Annotated in this window: 12 protein-coding genes; 9 read left to right on the forward strand and 3 right to left on the reverse strand. The window is 46.3% G+C overall.

Annotated elements, in window-relative coordinates; translation table 11 throughout:
- Positions 1-55: 55 nt before the first annotated feature.
- The 5 genes from M0R80_13435 (at position 56) to M0R80_13455 (ending at position 3,682) form a co-directional block, all read left to right on the forward strand.
- On the forward strand, positions 56-427 hold the full coding sequence (locus tag M0R80_13435; GenBank protein ID MCK9460635.1) for a hypothetical protein: 372 nt from the start codon (positions 56-58) through the stop codon (positions 425-427).
- A 447-nt stretch (positions 428-874) separates the two neighbouring features.
- Entirely contained in the window at positions 875-1,099 is a 225-nt protein-coding gene (locus tag M0R80_13440; protein MCK9460636.1) for a hypothetical protein, read from the forward strand.
- Positions 1,044-1,589 carry a class I SAM-dependent methyltransferase gene (locus M0R80_13445; GenBank protein MCK9460637.1) on the forward strand — a complete coding sequence of 182 codons (546 nt, stop codon included), beginning with the start codon at positions 1,044-1,046 and terminating at the stop codon, positions 1,587-1,589. Before M0R80_13440 ends, M0R80_13445 begins: the two co-directional genes overlap by 56 nt.
- A gap of 74 nt (positions 1,590-1,663) precedes the next feature.
- A complete protein-coding gene (locus M0R80_13450; GenBank protein MCK9460638.1) occupies positions 1,664-2,494 on the forward strand; it encodes a hypothetical protein in 831 nt (276 codons plus the stop codon).
- A gap of 933 nt (positions 2,495-3,427) precedes the next feature.
- Positions 3,428-3,682, forward strand: coding sequence for a hypothetical protein (locus tag M0R80_13455; protein ID MCK9460639.1), 255 nt, complete (start codon positions 3,428-3,430; stop codon positions 3,680-3,682).
- Positions 3,683-4,701: 1,019 nt separating this feature from the next.
- On the opposite strand, the gene M0R80_13460 is transcribed toward M0R80_13455, so the two are convergent.
- The 3 genes from M0R80_13460 to M0R80_13470 form a co-directional block, all read right to left on the reverse strand.
- On the reverse strand, positions 4,702-5,814 hold the full coding sequence (locus M0R80_13460) for a hypothetical protein (protein MCK9460640.1): 1,113 nt from the start codon (positions 5,812-5,814) through the stop codon (positions 4,702-4,704).
- Between the two features lie 945 nt (positions 5,815-6,759).
- The gene (locus tag M0R80_13465; protein ID MCK9460641.1) at positions 6,760-6,963 is read right to left on the reverse strand and encodes a hypothetical protein; all 204 of its coding nucleotides are present in this window, start codon (positions 6,961-6,963) and stop codon (positions 6,760-6,762) included.
- Between the two features lie 56 nt (positions 6,964-7,019).
- Positions 7,020-7,298, reverse strand: coding sequence for a hypothetical protein (locus M0R80_13470; protein MCK9460642.1), 279 nt, complete (start codon positions 7,296-7,298; stop codon positions 7,020-7,022).
- Between the two features lie 1,683 nt (positions 7,299-8,981).
- Here M0R80_13470 and M0R80_13475 point away from each other — a divergent pair.
- The 4 genes from M0R80_13475 to M0R80_13490 all read left to right on the forward strand — a co-directional run.
- Entirely contained in the window at positions 8,982-9,533 is a 552-nt protein-coding gene (locus tag M0R80_13475; GenBank protein ID MCK9460643.1) for a hypothetical protein, read from the forward strand.
- A gap of 288 nt (positions 9,534-9,821) precedes the next feature.
- Positions 9,822-13,217 carry a collagen-like protein gene (locus M0R80_13480; protein ID MCK9460644.1) on the forward strand — a complete coding sequence of 1,132 codons (3,396 nt, stop codon included), beginning with the start codon at positions 9,822-9,824 and terminating at the stop codon, positions 13,215-13,217.
- A 284-nt stretch (positions 13,218-13,501) separates the two neighbouring features.
- Complete coding sequence (locus M0R80_13485; protein MCK9460645.1) at positions 13,502-15,154, forward strand: phage terminase large subunit family protein; 1,653 nt, start codon at positions 13,502-13,504, stop codon at positions 15,152-15,154.
- Positions 15,154-16,124: hypothetical protein (locus tag M0R80_13490; GenBank protein ID MCK9460646.1), on the forward strand; the 971-nt coding region annotated here is incomplete at its 3' end. The genes M0R80_13485 and M0R80_13490, both read left to right, overlap by 1 nt.

Raw genomic sequence — 16,124 nt, forward strand, 5'->3', positions numbered from 1 at the left:
CGGAACTTGACCTCGTTGCACGGTTGCATGAGGCTCTTGACATAAGGAATAATAAATGTCAGACTACCTGATTTTCAAATGGGTCGATATTATTGCCAACCTGACTAATAGAGAAAAGGCTCAATTGAAAAGGATTACAGAGAAAATTAATAAGAAGCGAGATGTTTTACAGGCCTATGTTATTGAGTCTACTGACCCAAAATATGCAAGAGTTGCTAACCTAACAATTGAGGAAGCTGTTCAAAAACTATGTTCTTGTCCAATCTGTGGTTGTCCAGTTGGAATTCTGATAACACCAGCAGGGCACTATCAAATCAAGGGTTATCACAATTCTGAATGTTATATTAATGAAGCCAATGATCCGATATTCCTGTCACTGGAAGAATTAGTAAGGAGATGGAACTACCGTGAGAATCTTCATACTTGAGGATATCCCTGTCAGAATTGAATGGTTTGTCAAAGCAATATATCAAAAGGAATTAGTCATTTGCGGGAATCGGGATTCTGAGATATAATGAATTTGATTTTATCTTCCTTGGTGGCGGAATGTACATGGAATCAGATGGCCCTAATACTGTTTGGCAAGTTGGCAAGAACTGTAAGTCTATGATCATTGTGCATTCGCTATACCCTAAAGGAGCACAGGCTATAATGTCGGTTCTCGGGAATCGGGGAACCTGTCTCCCATTCGGGTCTCCTGGATTCAATGCATTACTGGATAGAATTATAAGCAAGAACATATGAACTTTAGGGAAATCTGCTAGACTTTGGGGATCAGTAGAGAGCCGAGAGCCGAGGATTAGTGAATGAAACATTCATAATCTGAAGTGGCGGGATTACTTGTCCAAGAAATTGATGCTTAGGAGATTGTAATATGAAAGATAAAGCTTACTTAGGCGATGGCGTGTACGCAGAGCGAGATGAATATGATGCCCTGATTCTGAAAGCAAGTAACGGGGAGGAGGAAAACGATCTTAGGATCTATTTCGAGGATGAAGTAATTGTGGCATTGCTCCGGTATCTTAAGATTTGGAGATTAGGGTATGAAAGCATTCTGGGAACAAATGCATGCATCACGGAATCTGAAGTGGCTCACTGACAGTGATCCTAAGGCCGTTCTCAAGATGCATGAGATCGAGCCGAGCGCCGGAGCCAGGATTCTTGACTTCGGCATTGGCACCGGAGGCATGGCGCGCTACTTAAAATCACAAGGCTACTGGGTATGCTCTGTGGACATTTCGCCGTTGGCTCAGTTACGAGTGTCGGGGATTTCGGACATGGTGACTTCCTTTGATAAAGAGTATCCAAATACTGATATCGGAATCGCGCATCTTGTTTTCCAGCATATGTGCGATGAGGATATAATCACGGCACTTAGGAATATGCATACCAGTTATTTGAGTGTACAGTTCATCTCCGGTAAACAAAAAGATGCAGAACTCCGATACTTGCGAACAACGGAAAGAATGTTGAACCTGATTCAGTCTGTTTATCCGAGAGCCGAGTGTCTTTGGCAGGGTAGCGAGTATTGGATAAAGGGTTTCCAGAACCATGTTTGCCGCTATGCAAATCTTGGTACAGGTGATTAAGAGCCGGGATTCGAGAGCCGGGATTCGAGAGCCGAGATTCGAGAGTCGGGAGTCGAGATTCGAGGAGAACTAAAATGATCAGTCCTTACTTGAGCCCGTCAGGTGTCCTTACCTACTTGCGTGATGAGACCGAGTTCTATGTCCGCTATGTGCTTGGACACAAGACTAAGACCAAGCAGACAATGCCTATGGCTATCGGCACTTGCTTCGATGCCATCGTGAAGGCGAGAATCTCGGAGGCGCTTCTTGGGAAGAAGTATTCCGATGTGTTTGATCAGCTCATTGGTGATTCTATTGAGGCCTTGCCCTACGGTCAACATTGCTGGACAGAGTATCGAGATTCGGGTGCGTTTGCAGACCTCATGCTTGAACTGAACCTGGCTGTAGCAGAGCCTCGGATGGAACTCGAAGTACGTGATACTGTGTTTGGTGTACCGATGCTTGGCAAACCGGACCTTTACTTTGTGACTAAGACTGGGGCACAGGTTATCTATGATTTCAAAGTGAATGGGTATATGAACCCGACATCCCCGAAACCGGGCTACCTTGTTACACGTTTTCGGGGACAACGCAGCAGTTATAAGACCTGTAAAGTGACCGAAGTTCAGGGGATTCGGATGAACACCGCAATGCTACCTCAGTTTGGCAGCTCGGTACAAGACTGGCTCATACAACTCTGCATGTATTCTTGGATTCTTGGAGAGCCAATTGGCACTGAGACTGTTATGGGCATTGATCAGATCACTAGTTCGGACGGCCCGTATAGTGATCTGAGAATCTCGAGTTACCGATTTCAGGTGGAACGCTCAGTACAGATGCAGTTAAGAGACCTGATTACTTTGATCTGGAAGAGGATGCATTCAGACGATTGGCCTGAAGGACTAGATGATCCTATCTTCCGATGATGACCTCCGGTCATTTGACCTCTGGTCATTTGACCTCCGGTCATTTTGACCTCCGGTCGATTCCGCTTTTTTGGCGGAATCTTATTCTGAGATTCCGGAATCTTGGTGAGCTTATTCCCATGATTCCGGATTCTGACCTCTGGTCCTTTGGTTGATTCCGGATTCTTGGTGAACATTATTGACTTTGATTGATTCCGCTTTCTTGGTGGAATCTTATTCTGAGATTCCGGAATCTTGGTGAGCTTATTCCCATGATTCCGGATTCTTGGTGAACACTATTAAATGTTAGCTATCGGGGGTACTAGTCATGTTAAAATATTATCATAAATTAATTAGACTAAAACAGCAAATTGACTGACTGATATGGTGCTATAATAGTACCAATGATTCTGAAAACCGCCAAGAAAGCGGAATCACAGGTACTTTCGTGCTCAAAATATATTTTTTAAGGGCGTATATGTCCTTAATACTAATACTATTTACTACTACTTTAAAAACAAATATTATATAAAGAGAGAGAGAGGGGGGAATATAGATATAGACTTGGGACAATAGTAGTAAGTCCTATTCTGGTAAACCGGACTATGCCCTAATTTCGAGTTCCTATGGGGTATACGTGACCGTGGCACAACGGCAATAACTTTTGCGTATGTGGTTACAGCTTTCAAATGTCGCAGTCAAACCAGCCTTATTTGTGATTCTATAAACGGGCAAGAAAGCGGAATCAGTCAAATTGAATCCGCCAAGAAATCGGAATCATCGGCTCTCAGATTTGGCACGGTCGAGAGCCAAGGGATTATTAGAGCCGAGAGCCGGGAATATAGATTTAATGTCATGTTAAAGGATTATAGAGACAAAGGATTATAGAGAGAGACAAAGGATTATTGTGTCGAGGTTCGAGAGCCGGGAATTGCCTTATTTAGGAGGGTCAAAATGGCACGCAAAATCGAACCCGTTATTGCCCTAAAAAAGGTGTTTTTGGTTTATCCTCAAATTCCCGACACAAGAAAAAGGCCTTTTCTTACCACTGTGCAGAAAGCCAAATCCAATGAGCAGGTAAATTTATATTCCCGGCTCTCGTACCTTATATTCCCGGCTCTCGTACCTTATATTCCCGGCTCTCGTACCTTATATTCCCTGCTCCCGGCTCTCAAACCTGTATTCCCGACTCTCAAACCTACATTCTAGATAATTGTATCTATATTCCCGGCTCTCAAATCTAAATTCCCGCTACTTGTATCAAGGTTCGGGGATTTGTAATCGAGGTTCGGGGATTTGTAATCGAGGTTCGGGGATTTGTAATCGAGGTTCGGGGATTAAAAAAAGATTAGTTCCCTCCACTTGGGTGATAGGCTAAATTCCTTCAATTGGATTGAAGATAGTTCTCCCCAATTGACTAAAGTCTTTAAGTCACTAATGACCTAAATTAATTACAGTTTGAAGTCACTGGCCTACAGACCAGTGACTGGTAACTCGATCATTTACTGAATGAAGTGCAAGGCGTGCATAACTCTACGAAACCGGGATTCATGTACATGACTCACAAGTATCCGACCATGGACATAAGTTGAATAGCCAAGTTTGTTCAAGATACTTGTCGCTCGTTGCAAGCGTGAGGCATCTCCGATAATTCTGATCTTAGCGTGCATGGTTTTCTCCTGCCAGTCACTGGCCTACAGACCAGTGACCTAGATGATTTGGTTACTTCACTTGGCTCAATAGCCAGGTATTCGTTTTATCATCATCTGCAAAGATGATAAAAGGATACTTGTACATTTCCAAGTGAGTTTTACCGTCAAGACCCATTCGAGTTTGCCTGGAAACCTTGTACTCCATACGAAATGGCAGAGACTGGCGAATCATCTTTTTCACAAGACTTTCTGCTAGTTTCTTTGTGTACACTTCATAGGTTCTTGGAACTGTACGGATGAGAAGGTTCATGTTTGTCTTTCTTAGGTCACTGGCCTACAGACCAGTGACTAGCTAACTCACTTCAGGATCTCGATGGATGCTCCAATCACGAAGCCCACTATCACTAGGACAATGAATTCAGTCAACGCTGTATGTCCATGTTGTTCTCCTACTAGTCACTGGCCTATTCGAGGGATTTGGTAATCAATGGTTAGTTGGCGGCGCTACCCGTAGGTGCGCGACCATTGTTAGAGACTCGGGACTCGGACTCGGACTCGGACTCGGACTCGAACAGACTACTTCGCGGGAACGCGAGGCGACATCGCCAGCGTTTCGGCCATTGCCTTCGCCTTTGCAGTTTCCTCAGCATCTTCCTTGGCCTTGATGATCTTGGCAATGGCCGCCAAGATGATCGGGTCACCGTCCATGATGGCCTTGACACAGACGTTGATTTCCTTGGCCTTCATGTACACTTCACCGAGCGAAGTCAGGTTATCATCGATGATAGCCTGAAAGATCCCGCGACCAAAATCGATCGGGCACACAGTCGCACCCGCAACGATATCGGTCTTGTTGGCCATCTTCTTCTCGTTGCCTTCTTTCTTGGCCTCAATGACTGCCTTGATCTGCTCCAGGCTCCCGTTGTCCCGGACATCACTCTTGAGCTTGGTCATGTCCAGGTTGCCCAGAGTCAGGGCACCCGTCAGAAGCTTGCTCAACATCCCGTATTCCGGGAATCGACGTTCGATGACGAACGCCGTGAACACTTTCTGCCCGGTTCCGTGACTCAGGTTGCCAGCCTTCTCCAGAGCACTCTGAGACCCCTTGATCTGGTAGACCTTCTGGAGAGTGAAGATCATGTCCGCATCGGTCAGCTTCCTGCTGCCCGTATTCTTGCGAACATTCTCGTCCCTCGCCAATTGCTCGACCTGCTCCTGGCTCAGCCCGGTGTGCTCGATCATCGGCACATCGGTGATGACCTGTTTGCTCATCTGAAGCCGACAGGCCGACGCAATCACGCTGGCAACTTCCCGGCGACAGCCGCTCAGGCGCTTGTACACCGCTTCGATGTACTTGCCCTTGTCATTCTTGAACATGAGATCCCAAGCCTCGCGAATCGAGGCCAGGTGAACGGTCTGGATGTTGCCATCCTCGTCCTTCACCTTGATCGGGGCCAGAACGAAGCTGAACAACCAATCCCGAAGCAGTTCACGGCTCTTGGCCGTGCGCTTTGCCTCATCATTGGTCATCTTCACTCCGTCCACTGCGAACCCGGCGCCGACCCGATAGCCCGTCATCATCTCATGGGCCAGGTTGCTCAAGTCGTTCAAGGAATCGAACCAGCAGATGCCATTGCGGGAGAAGTTCAACCCGTCGAGCGTAACGATACTGGAAGTGTGAATCTGCATGATCAATGTCCTATGATCTAACCACAGATTCCAAGTCCCTCGAATAGGCCAGTGAACTAGTGGCTTTCATTGGGACCACTGGTTCCAGATTGTTGTTACTCGAAGGTGCAGTCCTTAAATAATTCTGGATGGGTTTGTGGGTCACATTCTGCATGGAAGCTACAATCTATGAAATGCTTGCCACGACAGATTCCATCAGGATCTCGTGGCAATTGCCTACCGGATATGAGTCCGGCTGACAACCTGAAATAGGTACCTATCAGTAGACTCTCTGAGATTTTTCTTTTCAAGGACGCAGAGATTTTGTGTTCTTTGACTTTCATGTTTGCCTTTCTTCTGGAACCAGTGGCTTTCATTGGGACCACTGGTTCCAGATTCTTAACGACGGTGACAGATGTCATTTACATACAAGCAATTTTCGCCAAATCGAATCCAACAGTCTGGACCATAATTACTGGCAATTGCAAGAAGTAACTTATGTCTGGTTAAGTTTTCCCAATAAGGTTGCTTCTTAACTAAAGCCAAGGCCTGTTTGACTGGCATTGAACGCTCAAAGAACGGTGATCCACGATCTACGTGAGTTTGGCCTCTGAGATACTCATGTATGGTATCAAGCATCTCATTAGCTTGATGCCGTCTGATACCCATAACGAGTTGTTGTCCACAAGTGTGCATGTTTGTCCTTCTTCTGGAACCAGTGGCTTTCATCGGGACCACTGGCCTAGATTGGTTATTTCTTGTTCCTTTGCTTCCCGGTCTCCGCTAGCCTACACCGCCAGCACGTTGCTGGTCCCTTGGACTTGCAATTCTTTATTGGGCATTTCGCGGCCTTGTTCATGGACAAATGCTCATATATCTTGGGATCATTGAGAAGATCTCTCAGTGAGTGCATGATGACCTTCCTTCTAGGCCAGTGGCTTTCATCGGAACCACTGGCCTAGATTCTTAGATCATCATTCGTATCCGTCGGACTCGTTTGCTCAACTCCCTATCAACTTGTGCCTGTCGCTTGTGCCAGGCGTCTTGAGCTACAAGGTTCATAGCCCAATCGCCCGGCTGGTTCATGTAAGCTTGATCAATTTTGTCCCGCTTCTTGAGCCAGGCCATTTCGACCTGACTTACTTCGGCAATGATTTCACGAATGCTCATGGATTTCTCCCGCTAGGCCAGCGGCTTTCATTGGGACCACTGGTTCCAGAGTCTTGTTACTTGGGGAATTGTGGTCGCCGTTTGATTTCAGTGAACTCATGAGAGTCTAGTTCCGGGTCACAAGCCATTTCGATAACCTTGCTTGCACGCTGCAGGCATTTGTCCCAGAAATCCCCCTGAATGACTCGAATGTCAATAAAGTCATCTATGGGTATCTTCACGACTACCCAATTGCCATTCTGATCAATACAGGTGATATCATTTCCGAACTGATGTTCTCTGTTGAAGATCATGTGTGACTTTCTTCTGGAACCAGTGGCTTTCATCGGAATCATCTAGACCGCCGGTCACGTTCTTTCCGGCGGTCTTTTGCTTAGGAGTCATATTCCCTAGCTTCCAAGCTAGAGAATGTCAGTAGTTAGCTGACTACCTGTAAGGCCTTGACTCCCCTAGAAAGCCACTAGCAGTATGCAACCCGGGACGGAGCGCTAGGGAATATATCGCCTAGTCCGTCAAGCCATACTCTTAGACACCTTATCCTCAGCTATCGTGCCTGCCTGGAGGATGTACAACGCAAGGTTGCCTATTCAGTAACCTACCGTATGCGGTGTCCGTTGCGGTCCAACTCATCCGTGCCGCCTTCGGTATTTGGACTTTTCTGTCCGCTTCTTGGTGCCTGCTTCCCTAAACGGGTCGCGTCGAGCCTGACAGGCTGGAAGAGAGTAGTCTTGTTTACTCCATAGGCATACTCCATTGTAGTGTGTCTTGACGCCAGTACCGTGCCGGACTTTCCGGCACGGAGAAATCAATTCTCCGCTCTGAGCGGAGAATTTTCGTCTCATCTACCTTTTCGGACACGGCGACCTTGCCGCCGTGTTTTTCGGCTACTGGCGCCGATGGCGTCGAGTAGCCAGATGGGCTATTCGGATCAATGACTAGGCGCCCCTTTTTAGCCAGCCTCCATAGGCTGGCCGCGGCATGCGCCGTCCGCGGCGCGTGCCACGGTTCGCCTACAGGCTGTATGGGACGTTTTCCAGGCGCGTCGATGACACGCCCATTCGGCGTCTCGAATACGCGAACCTTGACACCGCGCGGGCGTATGGCAGTCTTGAATGCTGATATTGGCGCGTCGTCTTGTGCAACGTGTCGCCACGTGCCAAGGCTGGCCAACGTGGCGACGGTGCCACGTTCGGACGCGACGGGTCTAGCCGTCACGTCGCGAGACAGACGGGACAAGGCTTGCCGTGCCGTCTCGTGCGTCTCTGTTGTGATATCGTGTTTCATGCCTCCTATATAGCAGGACGTATGCCAAACGCCAAAAAGCATGAAGAAAAGCACATTTGAGAGGGAAACCCAACTAGTGAGTTGGTTTCCATGTTCTAACGCAATAGAACAAATCGGGACAGGTTGTCTCAGTGTGACACGTCACAGTGACAATATGGCACAAAAGGGCACAGTAGTATAGTATACTAGTAGCCAGGACGAGAGTAAATGACAGGGGACGGAGGGTTATAATAGTAAATGAGAGCAAATGGAAATAGCTAAAAGTCCCTTACCCCTATCGGCTCTCGCTACTCGAAACAGGTGGGAGGGTTAAATAAGGGTCGAATCCAAGACTCTCGAATCTAAGATTCTCAATTTATAAAATCTAAAATTCTCGAATCTCGAATCTAAGATTTTCAAATCTCGAATCTAGAATTCTTGGCTCTCGAATCTAAAATTTTCGAATCTCGAATCTAGAACCCCAATTTGTAAGAATCTCGAATCTAGAATCTCGATACTTAACGTAGGACGGAGGGTCAAATTAGGATCAAATCTAAAATTCTCGGATCTTGTCTCCAAGATTCTTGTCTCTAAGGTCCTTGCCTCTTGAATCTAGGTCATGTGATTCCGGTTTCTTGGTGAAGTAGATATTTCCCAGAATAATACGTTATATACACCGGATAGATAAGGATTGATTATCAAATCTGACAAGAAATCGGAATCACACTTCCAGTGATTAAAAGGCGCGGGACGCGATGGCTGAAATAACTAAAATCACACACGATGCAGATCCACTCAGGTGCCAAGCCATATTCCATGGTGGACAGTGCCCACATCAGCATGGTCCTAATTCAGTTTATTGTCCGATTCACGGTGGCAATAAGGCTGATGACAAGGTTGCTGCAGAAAGTATCAGGAATTTCAGATTCACGAAATGGGCAGCAAGAATCCAAGGTTACGCTGATTCCCCAGTAGTTAAGTCACTTCGTGAAGAAATCGGTATTCTACGTATGGTCCTCGAAGAGACGATTCAGAGATGCGAGACTGAAACAGACCTCGTACTACAGTCTCAGCATATTAGCGATCTCGTTATGAAAGTCGAGAAAGTTGTAGCGAGTTGCCAAGCACTCGAAACTAAGACCGGCTCCGTTCTCGATAAGACCTTACTCACGCGAGTAGCAGAGGAATGGATTACTCAGATTACCGAAGTGATCCCTCCAGAGAAGCTCGATAGTGTATCAAATTCCTTGATCGAGGTAATCAACAGGATCAGTAGTAAGTCTGAAGAAGCTACCAAGGTGGGGTAGCAAAGGACAGACCATGCGACGATCATTTGACACACAGACGGTAACGAACGTGGCAACAGGGATTCCACAAAAGGATACCTGTGATGGTGCCCAGATCACTGTTGATACCGCACCTATTAGATTCCGTACAGATGGCGGATTACCGGAAGCAGCCTCTTTGGGACATGTAGTGGGTGCCGGTGATATGATTCTCTTGGAAAACCGTAACGAGTTGCGGGATTTTCGTGCTATTCGCACTACTGCCGTGAGTGGCATATTGAACATTACCTATACTGAGGGGAAGAACTAATGAAAATCTTCCGTAATCAAAATGGTTCAACAGGTCCAACAGGTCCAGCCGATCTTATCACGGGTAACTCAGGCCCGACTGGTCAGACTGGTGTCACTGGGCCAGCGGATTTAGTTACTGGTCCTACGGGTCCGACAAGTACAGTTACTGGTCCAACTGGTCCAGCCGATTTAGTTACGGGTCCGACAGGCACGACAGGCCAAACGGGCCCATCAGGTCTGACTGGGCCGACTGGGGCCTCTGGCCAAACGGGCACGACTGGTCAAACGGGCACGACTGGTCAGACGGGTGCAGGTGTAACTGGGCTTACTGGTAATCAGGGAGTTACGGGAGCCTCAGGTCCAACTGGAATCACAGGGCCGTCTGGTCCGACTGGTACTGCAGGTAGCCAAGGTAATACTGGCGCAACTGGTCCGACAAGTGAAGTTACTGGGCCTACTGGTGGTACTGGCGCTAAGGGCGAATCAGGCTCGACTGGCCCTACTGGTGCAACTAGTACAGTAACTGGTCCTACAGGTCCGGGAGTCGGGGAGACTGGTCAAACGGGTTCGACTGGTCAAACGGGTCCAGCTGATTTAGTTACTGGCCCTACGGGTCCGACAAGTACAGTTACTGGGCCTACTGGCCCTGCTGATCTCGTGACTGGCCCTACGGGACCCGCTAGCACAGTCACGGGCGGCACTGGCCCACGTGGAGATACGGGAATCGGTATCACTGGACCTACTGGGGGGACGGGTCAAACTGGCCTAACGGGTAATGCTGGCTCTCAAGGTAATACTGGTGCCACGGGACCGACAAGTGAAGTGACTGGTCCTAGTGGCGAGACCGGGCCTAAGGGTAATCAGGGTGATACTGGTGTCACTGGTGTTGGTACTACGGGTAGTTCTGGCCCAACTGGTCCTAAGGGAAATATAGGTGATACAGGCGTTACTGGTCCTGCGAGCACAGTTACTGGTCCTTCTGGTATTACTGGTGGAGCGGGTGCTAAGGGTGATCAAGGGGACATCGGTGCCACAGGTCCAACTGGGAATCTTACTGGCCCTACTGGATTAACTGGTATCGACGGTGCTACTGGTATTACTGGACCTACGAGCACGGTTACTGGTCCTTCTGGTAATACTGGTGGTACTGGTGCTAAGGGTGATCAAGGAATCACGGGTATCACGGGACCGACTGGGGATACAACAGGGCCGACTGGTAATCGTGGAACTACTGGCACTACTGGAAATACAGGTCCGACTGGGAATCTTACTGGCCCAACTGGCTTAACTGGTCCTGCAGACTTGATTACGGGTCCGACGGGTCCGACAAGTACTGTTACGGGTCCGACGGGTCCGACAAGTACTGTTACGGGTCCGACAAGTACTGTTACGGGTCCGACGGGTCCGACAAGTACTGTTACGGGTCCGACAAGTACTGTTACGGGTCCAACTGGACCTTCGGGAATCACTGGTCCTACGAGTGAAGTTACAGGTCCGACGGGTCCGACTGGCCAAACTGGTAATCAAGGTGTTACTGGTCCTACGAGTGAAGTTACAGGTCCGACGGGTCCGACTGGTCAAACTGGTAATCAAGGTGTTACTGGTCCGACAAGTGAAGTAACGGGTCCGACTGGACGCACAGGTCCTGCAGACTTGATTACTGGACCTACCGGGCCAACTAGTACTATTACTGGAATCACAGGGCAGACCGGACCTAGTGGTCAAACTGGTCCTACGAGTGAAGTTACAGGTCCGACGGGTCCGACTGGCCAAACTGGCCCTTCTGGAATCACTGGTCCAACAAGTGAAGTAACGGGTCCGACGGGTCCGACTGGCCAAACTGGTAATCAAGGTGTTACTGGTCCGACAAGTGAAGTAATGGGTTCTACTGGAGCTACTGGTCAAACTGGCCCTTCTGGTCAAACTGGTCCGACAAGTACAGTTACGGGTCCGACTGGAGCTACTGGTCAAACTGGCCCTTCTGGAATCACTGGTCCGACAAGTACAGTTACGGGTCCGACTGGGCCTGCAGACTTGATTACTGGACCAACTGGTAATCGTGGTACTCCTGGAGTCACTGGTAATACTGGTGGCACTGGGAATATCGGTATTACTGGTCCTAGTGGCGAGACTGGATCTAAAGGTAATCAAGGTGATACCGGTATTACTGGACCTACTGGTACTGATGGATTTACTGGACCTACTGGTAATCAGGGACCAATTGGTAATACTGGTTTGACAGGTCCCGCAGACTTGATTACTGGGCCAACTGGTCCTAGTGGTTACATTGGTATCGATGGTGCTACTGGTCTTACTGGCCCGATAAGTGAAGTAACTGGCCCTACTGGTGATCAGGGTGTCACTGGTGATAAGGGTGTCACTGGTGACCAAGCTGTAACTGGTCCGACTGGTACAGATGGGGCGACTGGTCCGACTGGTACAGATGGGGCGACTGGTCCGACTGGTAATCAGGGTGTCACTGGTAATCAAGCTGTGACTGGTCCGACTGGTACAGATGGGGCGACTGGTCCGACTGGTACAGATGGGGCGACTGGTCCGACTGGTAATCAGGGTGTCACTGGTGACCAAGCTGTGACTGGTCCAACTGGTCCGACAAGTGAAATAACAGGTCCAACTGGTAATACTGGGCTTACCGGACCTGCGGACTTAGTTACAGGTCCGACTGGTAATATTGGTCTTACTGGTCCAACGAGTGAAGTAACTGGGCCAACTGGTAATACTGGGCCAACTAGTTATATTACTGGCCCGACTGGTCCAGCTGATTTAATTACAGGTCCAACTGGTCCTATTGGTGATCAGGGTATTACTGGTGATCAAGCAGTAACAGGTAATCAAGGAATTACTGGTCCTACTGGACCTTTGATGAATGATTATGGTGTCATACGTATTCCTGCCGCAGCAATGGTAACACGAACTACTGCTGGTGCTACACAAGTAACTACTGAACTTGCAACAAATGATGTAATGATTGATGGGTTTGATTTTGATACAGCTACTGAGCAAGCTGTTCAATTTACAGATGCTATGCCAGAGGATTATGATGGTGGTACTGTTCGTGTCAAATTCATTTGGACAAATGGTGAAACCGGGGGTACTGGTTCAGCTGTTTGGGCTGCAAGGGCTAAAGCATCAAATGATAGTGATGCACTTGATGCTGCTTTTGGTACTGAACAAACTGTAACAGATACACATAATACAGATGGTGATAACAATACTACAAATACAACTGATGCATTAACTATTGCAGGTACTCCGGCTGCACTTAGCTTAGTAAACTGGGAATTTTATCGAGCAGCTATTGAATCAGCTGATGACTATGACAAATTAGCAAGACTTTTGTTTGTTCTTATTCAGTATAAGAAAACGTCTACGCCTACTACTGAATGGGAATAACCGGCATAATGAAACAAACACTTCATAGACGATTACATTTCCGCTGGGACCCGCATACCCTGTTTCTCTGCCACTTCGACGGTTCCGACGGCGCGCGGTACACCGCTGACTTCACGCCACCGGCTGCAGCGTTTACCTCGTAAGCAAGGGAAGGAAGCATCCATGCCGAACACTGTCGTCTTGGTCGCAATGGTCCGAAACGAGTCCCGCATTCTGGGGCGCATGCTCACGTCTACGGTGGGCGTGGCCGACCGCGTGGTGATCGGGCAAATAAAGTCTAAATAATGAATCAACAGTTATTACAACATCTTGCTTTAAAAGTGCAGGCAGGGCTGCAAAGGAAATCTATTATCTCTGTTAGTCGTTGGGCTGAACTTTATAGAATCATGGGTCAACCGTTTCCCGGCCCTTGGAAAACAGACCATCACCCTTGGCTCCAAGAAATGTTGGATTGTTGGTGTGATCAGGTAGTGGGTCAAAAAGCTGCTCAGATGGGATTTACTGAAGTAGCTTTGAATAAGTGTTTCTTTAAAATGGACATAGAAGGAGTTTCCTGCCTCTATGTGTTACCAGCAAGTACTCCCGATGCACACGATTTTTCTGCACGAGCATTTGACCCCGCTGTAATGTTATCTCCGCATTTAACAAGGATGTTTACAGACGTAAAAAATCTTGGACACAAACGTGCAGGTAATAGTAATCTGTACATACGCGGCTCTCGTAGCAGGTCTCAATTAAAATCGATTCCAGTTGGTTTCGTTGTCTTGGATGAAGTAGACGAAATGGTAGTAAATAATATTCCATTGGCATTTGAACGTATGGCAGGACAGGTTGAGAAACGTTCGTTTCTGATTTCGACTCCGACTATTGCAAATAGGGGTATTAATAGCTATTATAAGTCTTCAAGTATGGAAGAATTCTTCTTCCCATGCCCACACTGTAGTAAGCTTATTAATTTAACTTTCCCAGAAAGTGTCAATATTTGTGGCCAAGACTATATGGACCCAAATGTTAATAAGTCTCATCTCATCTGTACAAATTGCAAACATGCTTTAGATCATAAGACCAAATATGATTATCTTTCTAAGGGTATATGGGTACCAAGTCATACTGAAATTAGGGACTGTCGTGGATTTAATATCAATCAACTCTATTCTATGACGGTGAATCCAGTCGAAATAGTTAAACATTTCTTTAAGTCTCAAATAGACCCTGCTGAGGAACAAGAGTTTTATAACTCAAAACTTGGTAAAGTACATGCAGTTAAGGGTGCTAAGGTTACAGATCAGCAAATTGAAGACTGTAAAGGTAATTATACTAAAGTTGAACAGGCCCAGCCTGGGTTGATTATAACTATGGGAATAGACGTAGGTAAGGTATTACACTATGAAATAGATCAATGGTATATTGATCATGATATTGAAGCAAATGATATTAATTTAGTTGCTACTCCCCGTGTCTTGTCTGAAGGAACAGTATTAGAGTTTGAAGAATTGGATGATATGATGCTTCGATTTGATATTAAAGCGGCTACAGTAGATATCCAACCTGAGAGACGTAAATCACTTGAGTTTGCAAAACGTTGGCCGGGTAAAGTGCATTGTTGCTATTATGGTAAAGATATTAAAGGTAAGGATATTAAGTTCTATGATGAGGACTCTTGTACTATTTCGATTGATAGAACGTCTTGGTTAGATATATCTTTAGGCAGATTCAAGAAGAAGAAGATCGTGTTGCCTAAAGATGTTTCACTTGATTATCGTGAACAGATTAAAGCGCAAGTTAAAGTGTATTCTAAAGATCAGGATGGTAACATTATCTCGCATTATGAGACAGGCAATGAACCAGATCACTTTGGACATGCTCGTAATTATGCAGAAGTTGCCTTGAAATTATGTATGGCAATGGAAAACAATTACAGCATTAAGGTAGGCTAATGAAAACAGCAATGTTAGATATTTCTAAGATCAGGCATCCCGATTATTGTGCCAATATTTCTGATTGGGAAAAATTTCGTTTTACCTACCACGGTGGTAGAGAATTTATTGAAGAGTATGTTGTCCAGTTTAGCACACGTGAAAATCTTAATGACTATGCAGATAGACTGAATATTTCATATTGTCCTGCTTTTGCAAAAGCAGCAGTTAATGAGATTAAGAATGCAATCTATCAGAGAATGGTAGACGTAATAAGGGTAGGTGGACCTAAGAATTATCAATTAGCCATCAAAGGTGAGAAGGGTGGAGTAGACTTTACTGGTAATACAATGACTGGTTATATTGGTAGATTGATTCTGCCTGAATTACTTTCAATTGGTAAAGTAGGTGTGTATATAGATAAGGCTAGATTTGGTAAAATGTTGACTATTAATCAGGTCAAGGCTATGAATAAGCACCCATATATTTATCTCTATGCTGCTGAGTCTATCATTTCTTGGGTATATGACTCTGAAGGAAAGTTATTAAAATTAATGTTGCAGGATAATAATTATACTTCTGATCCTATCTTCGGATTACCTTGTGATAATACTATGACTTTTAGGCTCCTTGAAGTAGTTCCCGAGGGTGTATCAGTAACATTTTTTAGTAGAGAGGGTGAAGTTACTGGACTAGAGATGCTTAAACTCAAAGAGATACCATTTGTTATCTTGGAAATTTCTAATAGTCTCTTGGTTGATGTTGCTGATTATCAAATTGCATTAGCTAATTTAGCCTCGTCAGATATGTGGTATTCGATTAAGGCTAATTTCCCGTTCTATGTAGAACAATATAATCCTCATTCTGATTTATCTGGTTTTCAACGAAGTGCTGCAAATCAATTAGCAACAGATGCTAATCTTGATCCCGGTTCTGAGGCTACTACTGGTAGTGCAGCAGATGCTAAAGTTGCAAAAGATATTGAAGTCAA

The organism is Pseudomonadota bacterium (assembly GCA_023229365.1).
In the GTDB taxonomy this organism is placed as follows: Bacteria; Myxococcota_A; Polyangia; order JAAYKL01; family JAAYKL01; genus JALNZK01.